Origin of the sequence: Saccharopolyspora erythraea NRRL 2338 (assembly GCF_000062885.1) — a bacterium.
Classification (GTDB): domain Bacteria; phylum Actinomycetota; class Actinomycetes; order Mycobacteriales; family Pseudonocardiaceae; genus Saccharopolyspora_D; species Saccharopolyspora_D erythraea.
Genome location: NC_009142.1, coordinates 7,647,310 through 7,667,766, shown reverse-complemented (window position 1 = coordinate 7,667,766; position 20,457 = coordinate 7,647,310). Strand labels below are relative to the sequence as shown.

General features: G+C 69.9%; 9 protein-coding genes. 7 read left to right on the top strand and 2 right to left on the bottom strand.

Going from position 1 to position 20,457, the window contains the following annotated elements:
* Positions 1 to 927 precede the first annotated feature (927 nt).
* Both rpoB and SACE_RS33010 read left to right on the top strand, forming a co-directional pair.
* Entirely contained in the window at positions 928 to 4,422 is a 3,495-nt protein-coding gene (gene rpoB / locus SACE_RS33015) for a DNA-directed RNA polymerase subunit beta (protein WP_011875176.1), read from the top strand.
* A 108-nt stretch (positions 4,423 to 4,530) separates the two neighbouring features.
* Positions 4,531 to 8,442 carry a DNA-directed RNA polymerase subunit beta' gene (locus SACE_RS33010; protein WP_009944110.1) on the top strand — a complete coding sequence of 1,304 codons (3,912 nt, stop codon included), beginning with the start codon at positions 4,531 to 4,533 and terminating at the stop codon, positions 8,440 to 8,442.
* 204 nt (positions 8,443 to 8,646) lie between these two features.
* Here the strand turns inward: SACE_RS33010 and SACE_RS33005 are convergent, their stop codons facing one another.
* Positions 8,647 to 9,102, bottom strand: coding sequence for a DUF6319 family protein (locus SACE_RS33005; RefSeq protein ID WP_009944112.1), 456 nt, complete (start codon positions 9,100 to 9,102; stop codon positions 8,647 to 8,649).
* A 228-nt stretch (positions 9,103 to 9,330) separates the two neighbouring features.
* On the opposite strand from SACE_RS33005, the gene SACE_RS33000 reads away from it, so the two are divergent.
* Entirely contained in the window at positions 9,331 to 10,200 is an 870-nt protein-coding gene (locus SACE_RS33000; RefSeq protein WP_009944113.1) for an alpha/beta fold hydrolase, read from the top strand.
* A gap of 126 nt (positions 10,201 to 10,326) precedes the next feature.
* On the opposite strand, the gene pdxR is transcribed toward SACE_RS33000, so the two are convergent.
* Complete coding sequence (gene pdxR, locus SACE_RS32995) at positions 10,327 to 11,718, bottom strand: MocR-like pyridoxine biosynthesis transcription factor PdxR (protein ID WP_009944114.1); 1,392 nt, start codon at positions 11,716 to 11,718, stop codon at positions 10,327 to 10,329.
* 381 nt (positions 11,719 to 12,099) lie between these two features.
* Here pdxR and SACE_RS32990 point away from each other — a divergent pair, with 381 nt between their 5' ends.
* Genes SACE_RS32990 through SACE_RS32965 form a run of 4 tightly spaced genes read left to right on the top strand, consistent with a single transcriptional unit; the run spans position 12,100 to position 20,427 of the window.
* Positions 12,100 to 12,672, top strand: coding sequence for a YbaB/EbfC family nucleoid-associated protein (locus SACE_RS32990; RefSeq protein WP_009944116.1), 573 nt, complete (start codon positions 12,100 to 12,102; stop codon positions 12,670 to 12,672).
* 26 nt (positions 12,673 to 12,698) lie between these two features.
* Positions 12,699 to 13,007: an ESX-1 secretion-associated protein gene (locus SACE_RS32985; protein ID WP_009944117.1), complete on the top strand. Its 309-nt coding sequence runs from the start codon at positions 12,699 to 12,701 to the stop codon at positions 13,005 to 13,007.
* Entirely contained in the window at positions 13,004 to 18,958 is a 5,955-nt protein-coding gene (locus SACE_RS39875) for an ADP-ribosyltransferase domain-containing protein (protein ID WP_011875174.1), read from the top strand. The genes SACE_RS32985 and SACE_RS39875 overlap by 4 nt, the downstream gene beginning before the upstream one ends.
* A 53-nt stretch (positions 18,959 to 19,011) precedes the next feature.
* Positions 19,012 to 20,427 carry an ADP-ribosylglycohydrolase family protein gene (locus tag SACE_RS32965; protein ID WP_143538262.1) on the top strand — a complete coding sequence of 472 codons (1,416 nt, stop codon included), beginning with the start codon at positions 19,012 to 19,014 and terminating at the stop codon, positions 20,425 to 20,427.
* Positions 20,428 to 20,457 lie beyond the last annotated feature (30 nt).

Sequence of the window (20,457 nt, the reverse complement as noted above, 5' to 3'; positions counted from 1 at the left end):
ATCATGTCCGCCGCCAGCCTTCCTACCAGGTCGCGGCCACCACCACGCGCGCCTCGTCGGATCGGCGTCCGGATCGGCCGGGGTCGCAACAAGCGTCCCGGACATCGTCGTAGTGGGTACCGCCAGTTGGACGATCCGTCTCGCGAGGCGGGATCCGAGCGGACCGCGCGTCCTGTCCCGCCGGATGCCCGCCGAGGCCCGCTCCGACGTCGTACGGAGCCGCGCGCGGCCGCAGGCGCATCCCGTGACCGGCATCCGTGCACGCGTTCGCTCTGCGAACGCAAGATCGAATGCCTCGCTTCGCGCCGGATTACCAAGATCGAATACCGGTGAATCGTTTCCGGAACGAGCCCGAACCCCACGTGTTGAGATGAACACGAATGGTGACCGAACGGTGCGTTTTTGGGAAATTGCGGCCCTGCGGGGCGAACGTGGCGAATGGGGAATACGCTGGACGCCGCGCGCGTTGTGATCCCCGTCGCGGGGCCGCCGCGCCCGCGGGCGGGTTCCCGCGCGCCCGTTCCGGGCGTGTCGCAGCAAACTGAACAGCGTCTGAAGCTACCGCCGGGTAGTGCCCTGACCAGCCAAGATGTCGCTGAACTTGATCACGTGCGGTGATCGTGTCTTGCGCCACGAGGGTGATCGAAGCGTGATCTCTTGACTGCGGGCCCGCTCGGGTTCACTCTGGTCGTCGACACGGGGCTGGATCGCCGTCGGCGGGTCCCCCTTGAGAGCTGGCGTCATTCCGGCTAGACTGCTACTTTGCGCTGCCCTCTTTCCGTCTACCCCGCATGGGGGTCGTAGGATCGTGGGCGCCATTGCACCCTTGACAGCCGTGTTAGCGGGCCGGGGTCGGCAGTCGAGCCGCCGGACCTCTTCGCTTTCTGATGCGACTGTAGCCAGTTCAGAGTCCCGGAAGGACGCATCTTGGCAGTCTCCCGCGCGACCAAGGTCTCTGCAGCTTCCAACATGATGTCGGGGATCCCTGGGGCACCCAAGCGGGTCTCGTTCGCCAACATCCGCGAGCCGTTGGAAGTACCCGATCTGCTCGATCTGCAGGTCCAGTCCTTCGAATGGCTCGTCGGTGACGAGACCTGGTTCCAGCGCCGGGTCGACGCCGGCGACGAGAACCCCGTGGGCGGCCTCGAAGAGGTCCTGAGCGAGATCTCCCCCATCGAGGACTTCTCCGGATCGATGTCGCTGTCTTTCTCCGACCCACGCTTCGACGAGGTCAAGGCCTCCGTCGAGGAGTGCAAGGACAAGGACATGACCTACGCGGCCCCGCTGTTCGTCACGGCGGAGTTCACCAACCACACCACCGGCGAGATCAAGAGCCAGACGGTGTTCATGGGTGACTTCCCGGTCATGACCGACAAGGGCACCTTCATCATCAACGGCACCGAGCGGGTCGTGGTCTCCCAGCTCGTGCGTTCGCCCGGTGTCTACTTCGACCAGTCCGTCGACAAGACCACCGACAAGGACGTCTACAGCGTCAAGATCATCCCCAGTCGCGGTGCGTGGCTGGAGTTCGACGTCGACAAGCGCGACACCGTCGGCGTCCGCATCGACCGCAAGCGCCGCCAGCCGGTCACCGTGCTGCTCAAGGCCCTGGGCTGGACCGCCGAGGCCATCCGCGAGCGCTTCGGCTTCTCCGAGACGCTGATGGCGACCCTGGAGAAGGACCACACCGCCGGCCAGGACGAGGCGCTGCTGGACATCTACCGCAAGCTGCGCCCGGGCGAGCCGCCGACCAAGGAGAGCGCGCAGACCCTCCTGGAGAACCTGTTCTTCAAGGAGAAGCGCTACGACCTGGCCCGGGTCGGCCGCTACAAGGTCAACAAGAAGCTCGGCCTCGACCTGCCGTTCGAGTCGGGCGTGCTGACCGAAGAGGACATCGTCACCACGATCGAGTACCTGGTCCGCCTGCACGCGGGCGAGGCCGAGATGCCCGACCGCGGCCAGGGCGGCGACGCGACCATCCCGGTCGAGGTCGACGACATCGACCACTTCGGCAACCGCCGCCTGCGCACGGTGGGCGAGCTGATCCAGAACCAGGTCCGGGTCGGCCTCTCCCGCATGGAGCGGGTCGTCCGCGAGCGGATGACCACCCAGGACGTCGAGGCGATCACGCCGCAGACCCTGATCAACATCCGCCCCGTGGTGGCCGCGATCAAGGAGTTCTTCGGCACCTCGCAGCTCTCGCAGTTCATGGACCAGACCAACCCGATCGCGGGCCTGACGCACAAGCGCCGGCTCTCCGCGCTCGGCCCGGGCGGTCTGTCCCGTGAGCGCGCGGGCATGGAGGTCCGCGACGTGCACCCGTCGCACTACGGCCGGATGTGCCCGATCGAGACGCCGGAAGGCCCGAACATCGGTCTGATCGGCTCGCTGGCGACCTTCGCGCGGGTCAACCCGTTCGGCTTCATCGAGACGCCGTACCGCAAGGTCGTCGACGGCCGGGTCACCGACCAGATCGACTACCTGACCGCCGACGAGGAGGACCGCTTCGTCAAGGCCCAGGCCAACACCCCGATCGACGACGAGGGCAACTTCCTCGCCGATCGGGTGCTGGGCAGGCGGAAGGGCGGCGAGGTCGAGCTGCTGGCTCCGACCGAGATCGACTACATGGACGTCTCGCCGCGGCAGATGGTCTCCGCCGCGACCGCGATGATCCCGTTCCTGGAGCACGACGACGCCAACCGCGCCCTGATGGGTGCGAACATGCAGCGCCAGGCGGTGCCGCTGCTGCGCAGCGAGGCCCCGCTGGTCGGCACCGGCATGGAGCTGCGCGCCGCGGTCGACGCCGGTGACGTGGTCACCGCCGAGAAGGCCGGTGTCATCGAGGAGCTGTGCGCCGACTACATCACGGTCATGGCCGACGACGGCACCCGCCGGACCTACCGCCTGCAGAAGTTCAGCCGGTCCAACCACGGCACCTGCACCAACCAGAAGCCGATCGTCAACGAGGGCGACCGGGTCGAGGCCGGGCAGGTCATCGCCGACGGTCCGTGCACCCAGAACGGTGAGATGGCGCTGGGCAAGAACCTGCGCGTGGCCATCATGCCGTGGGAGGGGCACAACTACGAGGACGCGATCATCCTGTCCCAGCGCCTGGTGCAGGACGACGTGCTCACCTCGATCCACATCGAGGAGCACGAGGTCGACGCCCGCGACACCAAGCTGGGCGCCGAGGAGATCACCCGGGACATCCCGAACGTCTCCGAGGACGTGCTGGCCGACCTCGACGAGCGCGGCATCATCCGCATCGGCGCCGAGGTCCAGGGCGGCGACATCCTGGTCGGCAAGGTCACCCCGAAGGGCGAGACCGAGCTGACCCCGGAGGAGCGGCTGCTGCGGGCGATCTTCGGCGAGAAGGCCCGCGAGGTGCGCGACACCTCGCTGAAGGTGCCGCACGGCGAGACCGGCAAGGTCATCGGCGTCCGCGTGTTCAACCGCGAGGACGACGACGAGCTGCCCCCGGGCGTCAACGAGCTGGTGCGGGTCTACGTCGCGCAGAAGCGCAAGATCCAGGACGGCGACAAGCTCGCCGGCCGCCACGGCAACAAGGGCGTCATCGGCAAGATCCTCCCCGCCGAGGACATGCCGTTCACCGAGGACGGCACCCCGGTCGACATCATCCTCAACACCCACGGTGTGCCGCGACGGATGAACATCGGCCAGATCCTGGAGACCCACCTCGGGTGGATCGCCTCCCAGGGCTGGTCGATCGACGGCGACCCCGAGTGGGCCAAGCGCCTGCCCGAGGAGCTCTACGACGTCGATCCCGGCACCAACACCGCGAGCCCCGTCTTCGACGGTGCCCGCGAGGAGGAGATCACCGGGTTGCTGGCCTCGACCAAGCCCAACCGCGACGGCGAGCGGATGGTCAAGGCCAACGGCAAGGCCCAGCTGTTCGACGGGCGCAGCGGCGAGCCGTACCCGTACCCGGTGGCTGTCGGGTACATGTACATCCTCAAGCTGTCGCACCTGGTGGACGACAAGATCCACGCCCGGTCGACCGGTCCGTACTCGATGATCACCCAGCAGCCGCTGGGTGGTAAGGCGCAGTTCGGTGGCCAGCGCTTCGGTGAGATGGAGTGCTGGGCCATGCAGGCCTACGGCGCCGCGTACACGCTGCAGGAGCTGCTGACGATCAAGTCCGACGACGTGGTCGGCCGCGTCAAGGTCTACGAGGCGATCGTCAAGGGCGAGAACATCCCCGAGCCGGGCATCCCGGAGTCGTTCAAGGTGTTGCTCAAGGAGCTGCAGTCGCTGTGCCTGAACGTCGAGGTGCTCTCCAGCGACGGTGCCGCGATCGAGATGCGCGACGGTGACGACGAGGACCTGGAGCGTGCCGCGGCCAACCTCGGCATCAACCTGTCCCGCAACGAGTCGCCCTCCGTGGACGACGTCGTCCAATGACCTCGCCGCCGGTCCGCGTAGCCGAACTGCGCGGACCGGCGTCCGACCCAACCTGGCACCTGCTGCCGCCCGCCGGCAGCACCTTCCGACAAAGGGAGAAGACCCGACGTGCTTGACGTCAACTTCTTCGATGAACTCCGCATCGGCCTCGCCACGGCCGACGACATCCGCCAGTGGTCGTACGGCGAGGTCAAGAAGCCCGAAACGATCAACTACCGCACCCTGAAGCCGGAGAAGGACGGGCTCTTCTGCGAGAAGATCTTCGGTCCGACCCGCGACTGGGAATGCTACTGCGGCAAGTACAAGCGGGTGCGCTTCAAGGGCATCATCTGCGAGCGCTGCGGTGTCGAGGTCACCCGCGCCAAGGTGCGCCGTGAGCGGATGGGCCACATCGAGCTCGCCGCCTCGGTGACCCACATCTGGTACTTCAAGGGCGTCCCGAGCCGGCTGGGCTACCTGCTCGACTTGGCCCCGAAGGACCTCGAGAAGATCATCTACTTCGCCGCCTACGTGATCACCTCGGTGAACACCGAGATGCGGCACAACGAGATGTCGACCCTCGAGGCCGAGATCGGTGTCGAGCGCAAGCAGATCGCCGACCAGCGCGACGCGGACCTCGAGGCCCGCGCCCAGAAGCTGGAAGCCGACCTGGCCGAGCTGGAGCAGGAGGGCGCCAAGAGCGACGTCCGCCGCAAGGTCAAGGAGGGCGGCGAGCGCGAGATGCGCCAGCTGCGCGACCGCGCGCAGCGCGAGCTCGACAAGCTCGACGAGATCTGGGAGACCTTCACCAAGCTGGAGCCCCGCCAGCTCATCGCCGACGAGCTGCTCTACCGCGAGCTCTACGACCGCTTCGGCGAGTACTTCACCGGCGGCATGGGCGCGGAGTCCATCCAGGCGCTGCTGCAGGACTTCGACATCAACGCCGAGGCCGACCAGCTGCGCGAGACGATCCGCTCGGGCAAGGGCCAGAAGAAGCTGCGCGCGCTCAAGCGGCTGAAGGTCGTCGCGGCGTTCCAGGCCACCGGCAACAACCCGAGCGGCATGGTGCTCAACTGCGTGCCGGTCATCCCGCCGGACCTGCGTCCGATGGTGCAGCTCGACGGTGGCCGCTTCGCGACCTCCGACCTCAACGACCTGTACCGCCGGGTCATCAACCGCAACAACCGCCTCAAGAGGCTGATCGACCTCGGCGCGCCCGAGATCATCGTCAACAACGAGAAGCGGATGCTGCAGGAGTCCGTCGACGCGCTGTTCGACAACGGCCGTCGCGGGCGTCCGGTGACCGGCCCGGGCAACCGGCCGCTGAAGTCGCTGTCCGACCTGCTCAAGGGCAAGCAGGGCCGGTTCCGCCAGAACCTGCTGGGCAAGCGCGTCGACTACTCCGGCCGTTCGGTCATCGTCGTCGGCCCGCAGCTCAAGCTGCACCAGTGCGGCCTGCCGAAGGAGATGGCGGTCGAGCTGTTCAAGCCGTTCGTCATGAAGCGGCTGGTCGACCTCAACCACGCGCAGAACATCAAGTCCGCCAAGCGGATGGTGGAGCGCCAGCGCCCCCAGGTGTGGGACGTGCTGGAAGAGGTCATCGCCGAGCACCCGGTGCTGCTCAACCGTGCTCCGACGCTGCACCGCCTGGGCATCCAGGCCTTCGAGCCGCAGCTGGTCGAGGGCAAGGCGATCCAGCTGCACCCGCTGGTCTGCGAGGCCTTCAACGCCGACTTCGACGGTGACCAGATGGCGGTGCACCTGCCGCTGTCGGCCGAGGCGCAGGCCGAGGCCCGCATCCTGATGCTGTCCAGCAACAACATCCTGTCGCCGGCCTCCGGCCGGCCGCTGGCGATGCCGCGTCTGGACATGGTCACCGGCCTGTACCACCTGACCCGTCAGCTGGACGGCGCCAAGGGCGAGGGCCAGTCCTTCTCCTCGGTCGGCGAGGCGATCATGGCCTTCGACCGCGGCGGGCTGGACCTGCAGGCCAAGGTCAAGATCCGGGTCCGCGACCTGGTGCCCAACGCCGAGCAGCGCCCGGAGGACTGGGAGCCCGGTCAGCCCTGGCTGGCCGAGACGACCCTGGGCCGGGTGTGGTTCAACGAACTGCTGCCCGAGGACTACCCGTTCGTCAACGACCTGCTGCCGAAGAAGCGGCAGGCGGCGATCGTCAACGACCTCGCCGAGCGGTACCCGATGGTCACCGTCGCCCAGACGCTGGACAAGCTCAAGGACGCCGGTTTCCACTGGGCCACCCGTTCCGGTGTGACCGTGTCGATCTCCGACGTGGTCGTGCCGCCGAACAAGACCGAGATCCTCGACGGCTACGAGGCCAAGGCCGACCAGGTCGAGAAGCGCTACCGCCGCGGTGCGCTGTCGTACCAGGAGCGCAACGCCGAGCTGGTCAAGGTCTGGACGGCGGCCAAGGACGAGGTCGCCGAGGCCATGGAGGCGAACTTCCCCGAGGACAACTCGATCAGCATGATCGTCAAGTCCGGGGCCGCCGGTAACATGACCCAGGTCGTCCAGCTGGCCGGTATGCGTGGTCTGGTGTCGAACCCGAAGGGTGAGTACATCCCGCGCCCGATCAAGGCGAACTTCCGCGAGGGCCTGTCGGTGCTGGAGTACTTCATCTCCAACCACGGTGCCCGCAAGGGTCTGGCCGACACCGCGCTGCGGACCGCCGACTCGGGTTACCTGACCCGTCGTCTGGTGGACGTCTCGCAGGACGTCATCGTCCGCGAGACCGACTGCGGCACCGAGCGCGGCATCCGGATGCCGATCGCGGAGAAGCTGCCCGACGGCAAGCTGCTGCGCGACGCGCACGTGGAGACCAGCGTCTACGCCCGGACCACCGCCGAGGACGTCACCGACTCCGACGGCAACGTGGTGCTGGCCCGCGGTTCGGACCTGGGCGACCCGGCGATCGAGAAGCTGCTCGCCGCCGGTGTCACCAAGGTCAAGGTCCGCAGCGTCCTGACCTGCGAGTCCGGCGTCGGCGTCTGCGCGGTCTGCTACGGCCGTTCGATGGCCACCGGCAAGCTGGTGGACGTCGGCGAGGCCGTCGGCATCGTCGCCGCCCAGTCGATCGGTGAGCCGGGCACGCAGCTGACGATGCGTACCTTCCACCAGGGCGGTGTCGCCGGTGACGACATCACCACCGGTCTGCCGCGTGTGCAGGAGCTGTTCGAAGCCCGGGTCCCGAAGGGCAAGGCGCCGATCGCCGACGCCCCCGGCCGGATCCGGATGGAGGACAACGACCGGTACTGGAAGATCACGATCATCCCGGACGACGGCAGCGAGGAGATCGTCTACGACAAGCTGTCCAAGCGGCAGCGGCTCGCGGCGATCTCGGTCGACGGCACCGAGCGGCAGATCACCGACGGCGACCACGTCGACGTCGGCCAGCAGTTGCTGGAAGGTGCGGTCGACCCGCACGAGGTGCTGCGGGTCATGGGCCCCCGCGAGGCGCAGCTCCACCTGGTCCGCGAGGTCCAGGAGGTCTACCGCTCGCAGGGTGTGGGCATCCACGACAAGCACGTCGAGGTGATCGTCCGGCAGATGCTGCGGCGGGTCATCATCATCGACTCCGGTGCGACCGAGTTCCTGCCCGGCTCGCCGGTCGAGCGCTCGCAGTTCGAGGGCGAGAACCGGCGCGTGGTGGCCGAGGGCGGCGACCCGGCGTCCGGCCGTCCGGTGCTGATGGGCATCACCAAGGCGTCGCTGGCCACCGAGTCGTGGCTGTCGGCGGCCTCCTTCCAGGAGACGACCAGGATCCTCACCAACGCCGCGATCGAGGGCGCGAGCGACAAGCTGGTCGGCCTGAAGGAGAACGTGATCATCGGCAAGCTGATCCCGGCCGGTACGGGCATCAACCGCTACCGCAACATCCAGGTGCAGCCGACGGAGGAGGCGCGGGCCGCGGCCTACGCGATCCCGTCCTACGACGACGGCTACTACACCCCGGATGTCTTCGGTACCGGCACCGGTGCCGCGGTTCCGCTGGACGACTACGACTTCGGCCGCGACTACCGCTGAAGTTGACGTCACGGCCTGATCCCGGGCCTGCCCGGGATCAGGCCACGAGCCTCAGGGCCCCTGTCCGACTCCTCCGGACAGGGGCCCTTCGGCGTTCCGGGGACCGCGGCCAGGTCGCCCGAACCCCTGTCCGGCGGTGAAAAAGCCCGTGGGGCCTCCCGGCGTCCGCGACCGGAAGGCCCCACGGGCCTTTTTGTTGCTGGGTCAGCCCTCGAGCTCGGCCAGGGCCTTGCGGACCCGCTCGACCTCGGCCTCCAGCTCGGCGAGCTTGGCCTCGTGCTGTTCGCGGGCAGCGCTGATCACGCCGTCGATCGCCTCGGAGATCTCCGAGTGCAGCTCGGCGGCGGCCTTGGACACCGCGGCGGCCGGCACCTGCAGGCCCTGCACGACGCGCTTGCCCTGGTGCATCAGGTCGGCCTGCCACTCACCTTCGGCGGTGCCGGTCACCGTCAGCGTCAGCTCGACCGTGCGGGTCTTCTTGGCGGTGCTCTGCTTGCGGGCACGCGGCTTCTTCGGCGCGGAGTCGGCGGCCTCGGTCGCCGGAGCCTGGCTCGACTCCGAGCCGGCCTCGGCGGAGGACGCCGTCGAGGTGGCCTCGGCGGCGTCCTGCGACTGCTCGGTCCCCGCGGTCTGCTCCTGACCTGTTTCCTGTTCGCTCAACGTTTCTCCCTCGATGTCACCGGCGCGGCTCAGAATAGAACAGGTGTTCCCTGATCCGGTGGTCGCGGCGAGTCAAGATACTGGGCGTCCCCGATGGTGGTGCCGCCAGGGAACGCGTTCAACAGGCGCGGACCGGCGCCCACGTCCGACCCGCATGCGGAAATCCCTGATCATCGCGCTCCCGGCCGTACTATCCATCAGCGAGAGCACCGATGATCGAGGTGAGTCATGGCGTTCCCGACAGCAGAATGCGAGGCCGCTTTCTCCGCGGTGTACGACTCGGTACTCGCCCGGTGGCCCGACGACGTGGAGGCGCTCGACGTCCCGACGCCCTACGGCAGCACCCGGGTCCACGCGTGCGGCGACGGCCCGCCGCTGTTCCTGCTGCACGGTGCCGGGACGACGTCGATGGTGTGGTTCGCCAACGTCGGGGAGCTCAGCCGCAGCCACCGCGTCTACGCCGTCGACCAGATCGGCGACGCCGGCCGCAGCGTCCACGACGGCCGCCCGATCACGGCGCTGGCCGACTTGATGGCGTGGCTCGACGCGGTGCTGGACCACCTGGAGGTCGACCAGGCCCGCATGTGCGGGCACTCCTACGGGGCGTGGATCGCGCTGCACTACGCGCTGCACTCGTCCAGAGTGGACCGGCTCGCGCTGCTGGACCCGACGGCGTGCTTCGCCCGCTGGAAGCTCTCCTACCTGCTGCGCGCCGTCCCGATGCTGCGGCCGAACGCGAAGCGGACCCGCGACTTCCTGCGCTGGGAGACCGGCGGGGCGCCGATGGACCCGGCGTGCCTGGAGATCCAGGCGCTGGCGGCGTCGTTCCTCGGCGCGAAGGTGGTCATCAAGCCGAACCCGAAGCCCGCCGAGCTGTCGGTGCCGACGCTGGTGCTGGTCGCCGAGAACAGCAAGGCCCACGACATCCGCAAGCTCATCGCCCGCGCCCGCCGGATCGTGCCGCACGTGGAAACCGGGGTGCTGCCCGGTGTCAGCCACCACGGCGTGCCCACCGGCAACGCCACCGACGTCAACCGCAGGCTCCTGCGGTTCTTCGGCAAGCCCGCGCCGGTGACGGCCGCGACGGACGAGTCCTAGTGGCAGTGCCGGTGGGGCGGTCATGCCGGGCGGCGGTGCTGCCGCCCGGCATGACCGCCGCGATCTCGGTGTGACGTCGCCGGGATCGCTGCTGCGACCGGTGGTTCGTCGCGCCGCGGGTTCGGGCTAGCGGTCCAGGACCTCCATGAGCACGTCCAGCCCGGGCCGGAAGGCGTCGTCGGCCGGGGCGGCATATCCGATCACCACACCCTTCGGATGCTCGCCCCGCGTCGCCCAGCACGGTCCCAGCAGGTCGAAGTCGACCGAGCGCTTCCGGGCCCTGGCCAGCACCTCCTGCTCCGTCGGCCCCTCCGGGTCGAGCCGGAGGGTCAGGTGCAAACCGGCATCGATGGCCGCCGGATACGGCGAGTGGCGCAGCCGCAGCCCGTCGAGCGCTTCGAGCAGCCGTTCCCGCCGCCACCGGTAGGTCGCCCGCGACCGGCGCACGTGCTGGTCGTAGGCACCGGAGCGGATCAGCTCGGCCAGCGTGAGCTGTTCGAGCATCGGCGCGTGCAGTCCGCCGTGGCGCTTGTGCGTCCGCACCCGCTCCACCAGGTGCGGCGGCAGCACCAGCCAGGCCAGCCGCAGCGCGGGCGCGAGCGTCTTGCTCGCGGTGCCCGCGTACGCGACGTGGTTGGGCGCCATGCCCTGCAGCGACCCGACCGGCTGCCGGTCGAACCGGAACTCGCCGTCGTAGTCGTCCTCGACGACCAGCCGCTCGCCGGTCTTCGCGCCGCGCACGAGTTCGGTGCGGCGGGCCGACTCCATGGTGGTGCCGAGCGGGAACTGGTGCGCGGGCGTGACCACCACGGCGTCGCCGCGCAGCGCCGAGACGTCGATGCCGCCTTCGTCGACGGGCACGCCCCGCACGGTGAGCCCGAGGCTGGCCGGGATGGCGCGCAGCTGCGGCAGCGACGGGTCCTCGAAGTCGATCGCGCCCCGGCCCATGTCCTGAAGGGCCTTGCTGAGCAGCCACAACGCCTGGCTGTAGCCGTTGCATATGACGATGCGGTCCGGTGTGGTCACCACCGCCCGCACTCGGCCCAGGTAGTCGGCGAGCGCCTCCCGCAGTGAGGGATGTCCCTGGACGTCGCCGTAGTCGAGGTCGCCGGGGGAGGCGTCGCGCATGGCGCGCCTGCCTGCGGCGAGCCAGTCGCGGCGCGGGAACGCGCTCAGGTTCGGCCTGCCGGGGCGGAAGTCCCAGTGCGGGACCGACGAGTCCGCGGTCGGTGGCACGTCCTCAACCTCGTCCGGGTCGCCCAACCGGGCCGCCACGGTCGTCGGCGCACCCTGCCTGGACAGCAGGAACCCTTCGACGACGAGTTGTTCGTAAGCGCGGGTGACCGTGCCGCGCGCGATGCCGAAGTCCTGGGCGAGGGCGCGCGTCGAAGGGACCCGGCTGCCCGCCGGGAGCCTTCCGGCGCGGATCGCCGTGCGCAGCGCGGCCGCGAGCCCGCGGCTGTCCGCGCGGCCGTCCCAGTCCAGGTGCAGGTCGAGCTCGGGACTGGACCGCGACATCCTCACGGGACCGGACCATACCCAAGCCCGGTGCAACCGGCGTCGTTCGCGCGAGCAGCCGGCACGGCCGCGCTCGCGGGTGATGCCGGACCGCGTGTTCGTGGTGTCGCCCGCGGTTGTCCCCCGCTCCTGCCGTCGAGGTTCGTCGTTCCTGCCTCCGTGGCTCGTCGTTGTTGCCGCGCCGCGTGTCCCGTCTCCACCTCCGGCGCGTTCTCCGTCTCCGTCCTGCGAGTTGTTTCTCGCTTCGCCCGCTCGGCGTTGCTCCGAACGGGGGTGACCACGGATACATCGCCAATTCGGGGAAGCCGCAGGGCATCGGTGATCGGGTTGGTAGCGTTCTCTGCCGCAACCGGAGTTCGCGACGACGGAAGAGCGTGGGGCATGTTCGGGGACACCAGCGCGACCGAGCGCATGGTCCGGGAGTGGCAGGAACGGGCCACCGAACGTGCCGAGAAGTTCAACCGCATGAGCGAGCAGGTCGAGCAGATCTCGGTCACCGAGTCCTCCCGCGACGGCACCGTCGAGCTCACCGTCGCCTCCAACGGCATCCTGACCGGGATCCACATCGCCGAGAGCGCCTCCGCGCGCCCGATGTCGCAGCTGTCCTCCGAGATCATGCACACCCTGCGGGTCGCCCAGTCACGCATCCCGGAGCTCATGGAGCGGGCGGTCGCCGACACCGTCGGCTCTGACGACTCCGCGGGACAGCACATCGTCGGCCGGCTCAGGGCGCGGTTCCCCGAACCCCCCGAGGAAGACCAGGACGACCAGGTGCGCTCGCGGCGCACGGGAGTCCAGGAGATGGACTACCGCGTCGAGGACGACTACGAGCCGCCGTCGCGGCCCGCGCCGCCGCGCCAGGCGCCCGGGCATGCCCCGTCGCGACCGCCCCAGCGCAGGCGGCCGGACGACGACTTCGACGAGGACTACGGAAGCGGTTCGTTCCTGCGCTGATCTTTCGCATTCGGGGGGAGGCCGTCGTGGCCGATGAGATGAACGTCGTCATCGAGGGACTGCGTTCCCACGCGTCCAAGGTGGACGGTGTGGTGGACCGGCTGAACACGGCTGTCGACGCCTCGCGGGAAGTCACGCTGAACAACGACGCCTACGGGATCCTCTGCCAGCCCTTCGCCCTCATGATCGAGTCGGTGGAGCAGAACGGCGTCGAGACGTTGCGCAAGGCTGTCGACGCGATGCGGGAGGTCGCCGACAACGTCCGCGCCACCGCCGAGGAGTACCAGGCCGTCGACGACGACAACTCCAGCATGCTCGGCGAGCTGGGCCGATGACCGACAACCCGCTCGTCGTCACCGAGAGCACCCTGCCCAAGGACCCCAACGCGACCCCGGACGGCTTCAAGGGCGTCGGGATCCTGGAGTTCTACCACGACGTCAGCAGCCTCAACGACGGCTCCAGCTGGGTGGAGTCGGGCTTCGCCTGGGGCGGCATGGTGATGGAGGGCGTCAGCCTCGCCGTCGACCCCGTCGGCACCCTGCTCTCCTACGGGCTGTCCTGGCTCATCGAGCACGTGGAACCCCTGAAGGAGGCGCTGGACTGGTTCGCAGGCGACCCCGACGGTGTCAAGGCGTACGGGGCCACCTGGACGAAGGTCTCCGAGGCGGTCGGCGAGGCCGCCGCCTCCTACGCCGCCGCGACGGCGGCCGACACCGCGGGGTGGACGGGCGCGGCCGGTGACGCCTACCGCGCGCACGCCGCGGAGAAGGGCCGGGCACTCACCGCGGCCTCGGAGCTGGCGGGCACCATCAGCACCGTCGTGACGATCATGGGCGAGGTCGTCTCGTTCGTCCGGGAGTTCGTGCGCGACCTGGTGGCCGACTGCATCTCCCGGCTGATCACCTACGCGCTCGAGGCGCTCCTGCCGCCGATCGCGTCGCTGGCGTGGGTGGTCCCGCAGGCGGTCGCGTTCATCGGCAAGACCGTCGCCAAGATCGCCGACATCGTGCAGAAGCTGATCAAGACGATCAGCAACGTGGCACCGAAGCTGGCCCGCATGGCCGAGGTGTTCGGCGAGGTCATGAAGGCCCTCGGCAAGCTGACCAAGCCGGTCGCCGACAAGGTGGGCGCCGCCGCCCAGTGGGCGGGCAAGGCCGCCGACAAGGTCGACGTCCCCGGCAGGATGGCCGACAAGCTCGCCGAGAAGTCCTGGGGCAAGGTCGACGACGTCCTCGGCACCGACATCGTCGGCAAGCACCAGGCGAAGTTCGGTGGCCCGGACGCCCCCGGCGGCGACGGCGGGGACGGCGATGGCGACGGCGGCGGCGGTGCCGGGGGTGGCAACGGCGCGGGTAGCGGTGCCGGTGCCGGGGACGGCGCGGGTGGCGGCGCTACGGACGGCGGCGGTGCGGACGGTGCCGGGGATGGCGGCGGCCCGGACGGTGGTAGTGCTGCGGGCGCGGCCGACGCACCGGGCACGGGGGCGGGTCCTGCCTCCGGGGCGGGCCATGGTCCGGATTCAGGTGTTGGTTCGGGGTCGGGTGATTCACCGCAATCCGGTGATTCGCCGCGATCCGGTGGAGATCCGGGGACCGGTGATCGTCCGGGGGCCGGTGATGGTCCGGGGTCGGGCAATGGCAACGGCGCCGCCCACCCCGGCGGAGACTCGCCATCCTCGACGAACTCGTTCGGACGCGACACCGGCGGAGCGTCGAGCACCCCGGACAGCCCGAGCAGCGGCTCCGCCCCGGAAGCCCCAGGACGGAGTTCGACCCCCGACGGTCAGGGCACGGCGTCGGCTCCGGACGCTGGTCAGCCCGCCCGCTCCGCCCCAGAAACTCCGAGTGCGACCGCGTCCTCCGAAGGCCCGCGCTCATTCGGCGACTCCTCGCCCGGTACGGGGTCGTCTCCAGCCGCCGCTGCCTCACCAGGCTCCGGTTCCTCTCCCGATTCCGGTTCTTCCCCTGCGTTCGGTTCGTCGCCGAGCCCTGGTTCGTTCCCTGATTCCGGTTCGTCCCCGGCCTCTGGCCCTTCCCCGCACTCCGGCGCATCGCCGAGCGCTGGGTCTGCTCCAACCGCTGGAGCCGCTCCTTCAGGCGCGGACGTTCCCCGGCGACCAGAAGGCCCCGCCGCCACAACGGCGTCCAATGTGGACGCTCCAGCCCGGCCCGATCTCGGCTCTTCCGCACCCCCGCCATCCGCGCCGCGCACCGACCAGCCCGCCGGTCCCGCGTCAGGCAGCGCGATGGGCGGCGCTCCTGCGGGAGGTCCGGCGGGAGGCGCACCCTCGGCCGGTGGCGCACCTCCGGCCGGACGCGGATCACGCCCCGGCACCGGTGGCGGCTGGACCGGGACGCCGGGAAGCCCCGGCGCAGCCGGGCGCGCCCCGGCGGGCCCGGACAGCCCCCGCGGGCGCGGGCCGGAACGGCCCGGCGCGCCCGCGGGACCGCGGGCAGGCGCAACGCCGTCCCGGCCGCAGGCCGGCCCGGACGCGCAGCGTCCGCACCCGCCGCGGCGCGGCGGGGCGCCGGAGGCGCCGGGCGTCCCCGTGCAGCGGGGGGACGCCCCCGGCCGGAGGCCGGCGGGGCCGGGCCGGGGGCCGGAGGCCCCGGAGGGGCCGCGCGCGGAGGCGCCGCGGCCACAGACGCCCGGCCACCGCCCCGACGGCCCACGCCCGGACTTCCACCGCCCCGGCGGCCCGGTTCCGAACTCACCTCGCCCGGACGCCCCGCGCCCTAACACTCCCCACCCGAACGGGCCCCGCCCGGACGCCCCGCGTCCCGAAGCCTCCCGCCCAGGTGCACCGCGTCCGGATGGCACACGCCCTGAGGCCCTCCGGCCGGGTACCCCGCAGGCCAATGCCCCGCGCCCCGACGCTCCGCGTCCTGATGCGCCGCGCCCGGGCGCCCCTCGCACCGATGCCTCGCGGCCTGATGGGCCTCACCCGAACCGCCCCGAGGGCTTACGCCCGGACGGTCCCCGCTCGGACGGGCCCCGCCCCGAAGTCATCCGCCCGGATGGTCCCCGCCCCGACGCTTCGCGTCCTGATGCCCCCCGCCTCGACGGCCCCCGCCCCGATGCCCCGCGCCCGGACGGCCCCCACCCCGCCGTTTCCCGGCCCGATGCCCCCAACCGGCGGGTCACCGCAGAGCCCGACCAGAACCGATGGGCGTGGGCGGGTATCAAGCCGAACGACTTCGGCCACATCAAGGGTCAGGGCGAACCGCACTGGGGTCCCGGCTGGCAGCGGAGGATGGCCGAAGACGCCAAGATCCGCGCCGAGTCGCTCGGCTACCACCGGCCCCCGGCCGCCGACACCCCCCAGTCCCCGGCCCCGATGCCCGAGCCGGAGGCGCCGCAGCGTTCCACGACGGAGTCGATGGCGGCCGAGGAGCCGCCGGACAACCCGTGGCACCACGAATACGCCCGGCACCTGGGGCACACCCGGCCGCCGAAGCTGCCCGACGACCTCAAGGCGAAGCTGGGCGACGACCGCTTCGACATCCAGCTGAACCAGGCCGGGTTGTCGCTGATCCGCAAGTACGACACCGCGGTGCCCGACGTACGTGCGCAGCGGGTCGGCACCGCGATGCCGGACCCGAAGCGGTTCACCGTCGAGGTGCACGGCAGCCCGACCGGCGTGAAGTTCGGCGGTCACGACCTCAGCGCCAAGGAGCTAGCCGAGGTCATCAGGGCTTCGCCCGGCTACAAGCAGGGCGAGCCGATCCGGTTGCTGTCGTGCCGGACGGGTTCCGACACACCCGACGGCAGCCCGAACTTCGCCGAGCAGCTCTCGAAGGAACTCGGCGTCGAGGTGCTGGCCCCCAAGACCGACGCGTGGGTCGACAACTACGGCAACATGTACGCCAGCGGGGACAGGGCGTCCTTCGACGTCGACTCCTCCGGCGCGCCGCAACCGCACTTCGACGATCCCGGCCAGTGGGTCAGCCACAGCCCCGACGGCACCAAAGCCGTCCACGACAGCCCCTTCCCACCGGGCCACGACCCGCAATGGGTCAAACACGGCGCCCAAGCCCAAGACGCCGTCCGCCGCGGTATCCCTCCCGACCACCCGCAGGCCCCGAAGGAGTTCCAGCACCCAGGCGGCCCGCGCTTCTCGGGCTTCCACTCCCGAAAAGACGCCTACGGCACCGACATCCCCGGACACATCTCGCCGACCGGCGACTTCGTGCCCCACGCCCACATCGACGCCTACGGCAGGTGGCACCCGCACGGCCAGGTCGACGCCCAGGGCCGCTGGGTCCCCGGCCACGTCGAGCCCAACGGCCGCCTGGTCCCCAACGGCCATTTCGACGACCGCGGCCGCTGGATCGCCCACGGCCGGACCGACGACGCGGGCCGCTGGGTCCCGGTCCACTTCGACGGAAACCAGTACCACGACCTGGGCCGTTTCCACCCCCAAACGAACCGGTGGGAGTGGTTCAACCCGCCAGCCCCACCCGGCAACACCCCAGCGGCTACACCCGGCAATGCCCCAGGGGCCGCACCAGGCAACGCCCCAGCGGCACCCGGCACTTCGTCCGCACCAGCAGGCAACGCGCAAGCCGGGCCCGGCGCCTCGCCCGCACCACCCGGCCACACGCCTGCCGCTCCCTCGCGCCCGAACCAGCCCACGGGCACGCCCGCGCCGAACGCAGCCCCGCCGCGCGCCGCAGCTCCAGCGGTCGGACCGCACTCCAACACGCGCCCGCCCGGCGACACCCCACCATCAACGCAGCCCCCTCGCAGCCAGGCGCCGCCCGAGCCCGGTTGGCAGACTGCCGGGGCACCACCGCGCGCTCCGCAGACGCCGCAACCGCCGGCCGTCCCGCCAGCACGAGAACCAGCTCCGAAACCAGCCGACGCCCAGCCGGCTCCCAGCTCGCCCCAAGCGCCTGCTCCGCCGCGCACTCAGCCCCATCCGGGCGATTCGCCGACTGGTCGACAACCTGTCGACCCGCGAGTGCCTCGACCTTCGCCGGCGGCCTCTCCGGATGCCGCACCTGTCGGCCGACCCGTCGAAGAGCCACCGGCTGTCCGCCGCTTCACCGACGCCGCTGGTCATGAAGCTCCCGCGCAGGACGCGAAGGTTGGAGTCAGCGGGACGAAGCCCGACCGGGACGGTGCGGTGGATGCTCAGCCGCTCTCGCCCAAGGACGCCAACCTCGACGCGACGGAACACGCTCCGGGCGGACCCCAGCGTGTGGACCGTGACGGGGAGACGGATGCTCCATCAGGCTCGGATGCGGAACGGGGCACCGAAGACGCCGCCGATCAGTCGAGGGCGGTACAGGACGCCGACACCGATGGCCCCGACGGTGTTCGGGACACCTCCGCCGGTGATGCTCCTGATCGACTGGACGACGGCTCCCACTCGGACGCGACCACGACAGCCGAGCCGGAAAGGCGAACGCTGCTGGAGCGTCTGGGCGACGTCGATGCCGAAGAGATCGAAGCGGAACGCCTCCGGGAGCTGGCCAAGGCAGAAGAGGTGGCCGGCGCGGACGGCGCTGTTCCGCGTGGCGAGGGTGAGCTCTCACGTGTCGCCACTGCTGAGGACGCGGCCGCTTTCGAACGGCTCTGCACGGCAAGACCGGATTTGTTCGTCCCGGCGGCCCCCGACGAACTCGTCCGAGCCCGAGTTGCCCATCCGGACAGGCTGCGCGGGGTCTCGGACGAGGAGATCTCGGCCCTGCTGACCTACACCTACGACCACGGCAGTTGTTACGCGCTGAACAAGTCGATGCGCGAAGGAACGCCTGACAGGGAAGAGATGGAGCCTTATCGCAGGCTTCTGACTTCCGCGCTGAACAAGATCAGAGCCAACGACGAGGCGATGGGTGTACCTGCCACTCAGCTAGTGGAGAGAAAGATCTCGGTTTCCCCGGAAAGCATGGCCGGATTCCGCGAGAAGTACGGAAATTCCGGCGCAACAGTGCGCGAGGAAGCGTTCATGAGTGGCACCGAGGTGGAAAGCAGGCATGTGCCAGACGGGCACCGGGAAGGCGAGGACTACCTCGTCACCATGCAGGTGTGGAACGGGACGAACGTCAACATAGCCAGTCTTTCCCGGCTGCCCGGCGAGGGGGAAGTGCTGCGAATCGGTGACGGGGAGTTCCGTGTGGCGCGGTACGAGGAGAACGGGCTGAAGGTCAACGTCGTGCTCGAAGAGGTAGGTCAGGCAGCTGCTCCTGGGATCTCCCCTGCGGCCGCTGTCCCTACCGCCGATCACGGCACATCCACGGCGCCCCGCAGGTCCAGTAAAATCGAACAGTTGTTGGGTTAGGTCGGCGATATGAAGACCGGATTGCTTTGGTCTCCGTCCGAGGTGGGGTACGCATGATGTCTGCCAATGAGCCGACCGGTGCCGATAGGCCGACGAGAGCCGGTGGCGCGGAAGTGGAAATCGTCGAGTTGACGCCCGACGAGGTGCAGTTCATCGAAGCGTGGCGCATGCACTGGCGGCAAGGGATCAGTTCCAACTCCGCGGCCACCGAAGTCTTCAACGACATAGCGCGGAAAGCACTCGGTGAGAGCTTCGTCCGCAACAACGCGCCGCCGCCACGCGGTACGACGGGGTTTCTCGGCCGGCACCGCGTCGTACCGCGATACGAGGCAGCCAGCTGCGCGGAGATCGCCAGGAACCTACCTGGCGCGGTGCTCGGCGGCATGGTCGGTGACGCGCTCGGCGCTCCAGTGGAATTCGAGTCGCTGGAGAGAATCCCTGCCGATTACGGGCGAAAAGACGGGACCGCGCCGGCGGTTCTGAACATACCGGCAGGCAGGATCACCGACGACAGCCAGATGGCTCTGTTCGTGCTGGAGAGCATGATCATGGCCAGGGTGCGGCTGCGGCGTTCGGAGAACGAGCACCTGGTGCACCCGCGGTTGGAGATGCAGATCGCACTCGCGCAGTGGCTGAGCACGCAGGGCGCGCCGTGGCCTGCTGTGCTGCCCGCATCGATGCGGCAGAACGCGGTGAAGCACTTCGGAACGTTGGTCGATGTTGCCGAGGTGCACGCGCTGCGCTCCACGGACGCGGTCAATCTCCAGGCGTTGCAGAGCTTCGCATGCTCGACCGAGGACCAGCCCGAGCGCGGCCTGAGCACATTCACATCACCGCTGAACAACGAGCAGGGTTGTGGTGGTCTGGGCCGTGCCGCGATGGTCGCCATCTGGACCGACGTGCCGGAGCGCGCGTTCAAGCTCGGCGCGACGGCTTCGCTGATCACGCACGGCCACCCCGACGGCTACCTACCAGGAGGCGTGTTCGCGGTACTCGCCCAGCACCTCCTGCACGAGCGCCCGTTCGAGGAGGCCCTGGACGCTGCTTCGCACCAGCTCTCCCGTTGGCAGGGCCACGAGTCCACCAGCGACGCCCTGCAGCGCGCGGTGGAGCTCGCGCGGAACGGAAACGTCACGCCGGAGACGCTGGACGAGCGTTTCGGTGCGTCGCACCGAGCGCCCGACGTGCTGGGCGTCGCGGTGGCATCCGCGCTGGCCCACCCGCACAGCTTCGAGGACGCCGTGCTCACCGCGGTCAGGCACTCCGGCAACAGCGCTACCGCCGGGGCGGTGTGCGGCACGTTGATGGGGCTCAAGCTCGGGCGGGACGCGCTCCCGGACCGTTTCCTCGCTGACCTGGAGCTGAGGTACACGGCGGAGAGCCTGGTAGACAAGGTTCTCGAGGAGTTCTGCACGCCCGCGCCTCCGGATACCGAGGAATGGACGAGCCGCTACCTGGTGGCGTTGTGAACACCCGCCACCGTCCGACGACAGGACTTT

Excerpts from the sequence above, each read along its gene's own strand:
- SACE_RS33000 (WP_009944113.1), top strand. The coding sequence starts at position 9,331 with ATGGCGTTCCCGACAGCAGAATGCGAGGCCGCTTTCTCCGCGGTGTAC.
- SACE_RS39875 (WP_011875174.1), top strand. The coding sequence starts at position 13,004 with ATGACCGACAACCCGCTCGTCGTCACCGAGAGCACCCTGCCCAAGGAC.
- SACE_RS32965 (WP_143538262.1), top strand. The coding sequence starts at position 19,012 with ATGATGTCTGCCAATGAGCCGACCGGTGCCGATAGGCCGACGAGAGCC.
- SACE_RS32990 (WP_009944116.1), top strand. The coding sequence starts at position 12,100 with ATGTTCGGGGACACCAGCGCGACCGAGCGCATGGTCCGGGAGTGGCAG.
- pdxR (WP_009944114.1), bottom strand. The coding sequence starts at position 11,718 with ATGTCGCGGTCCAGTCCCGAGCTCGACCTGCACCTGGACTGGGACGGC.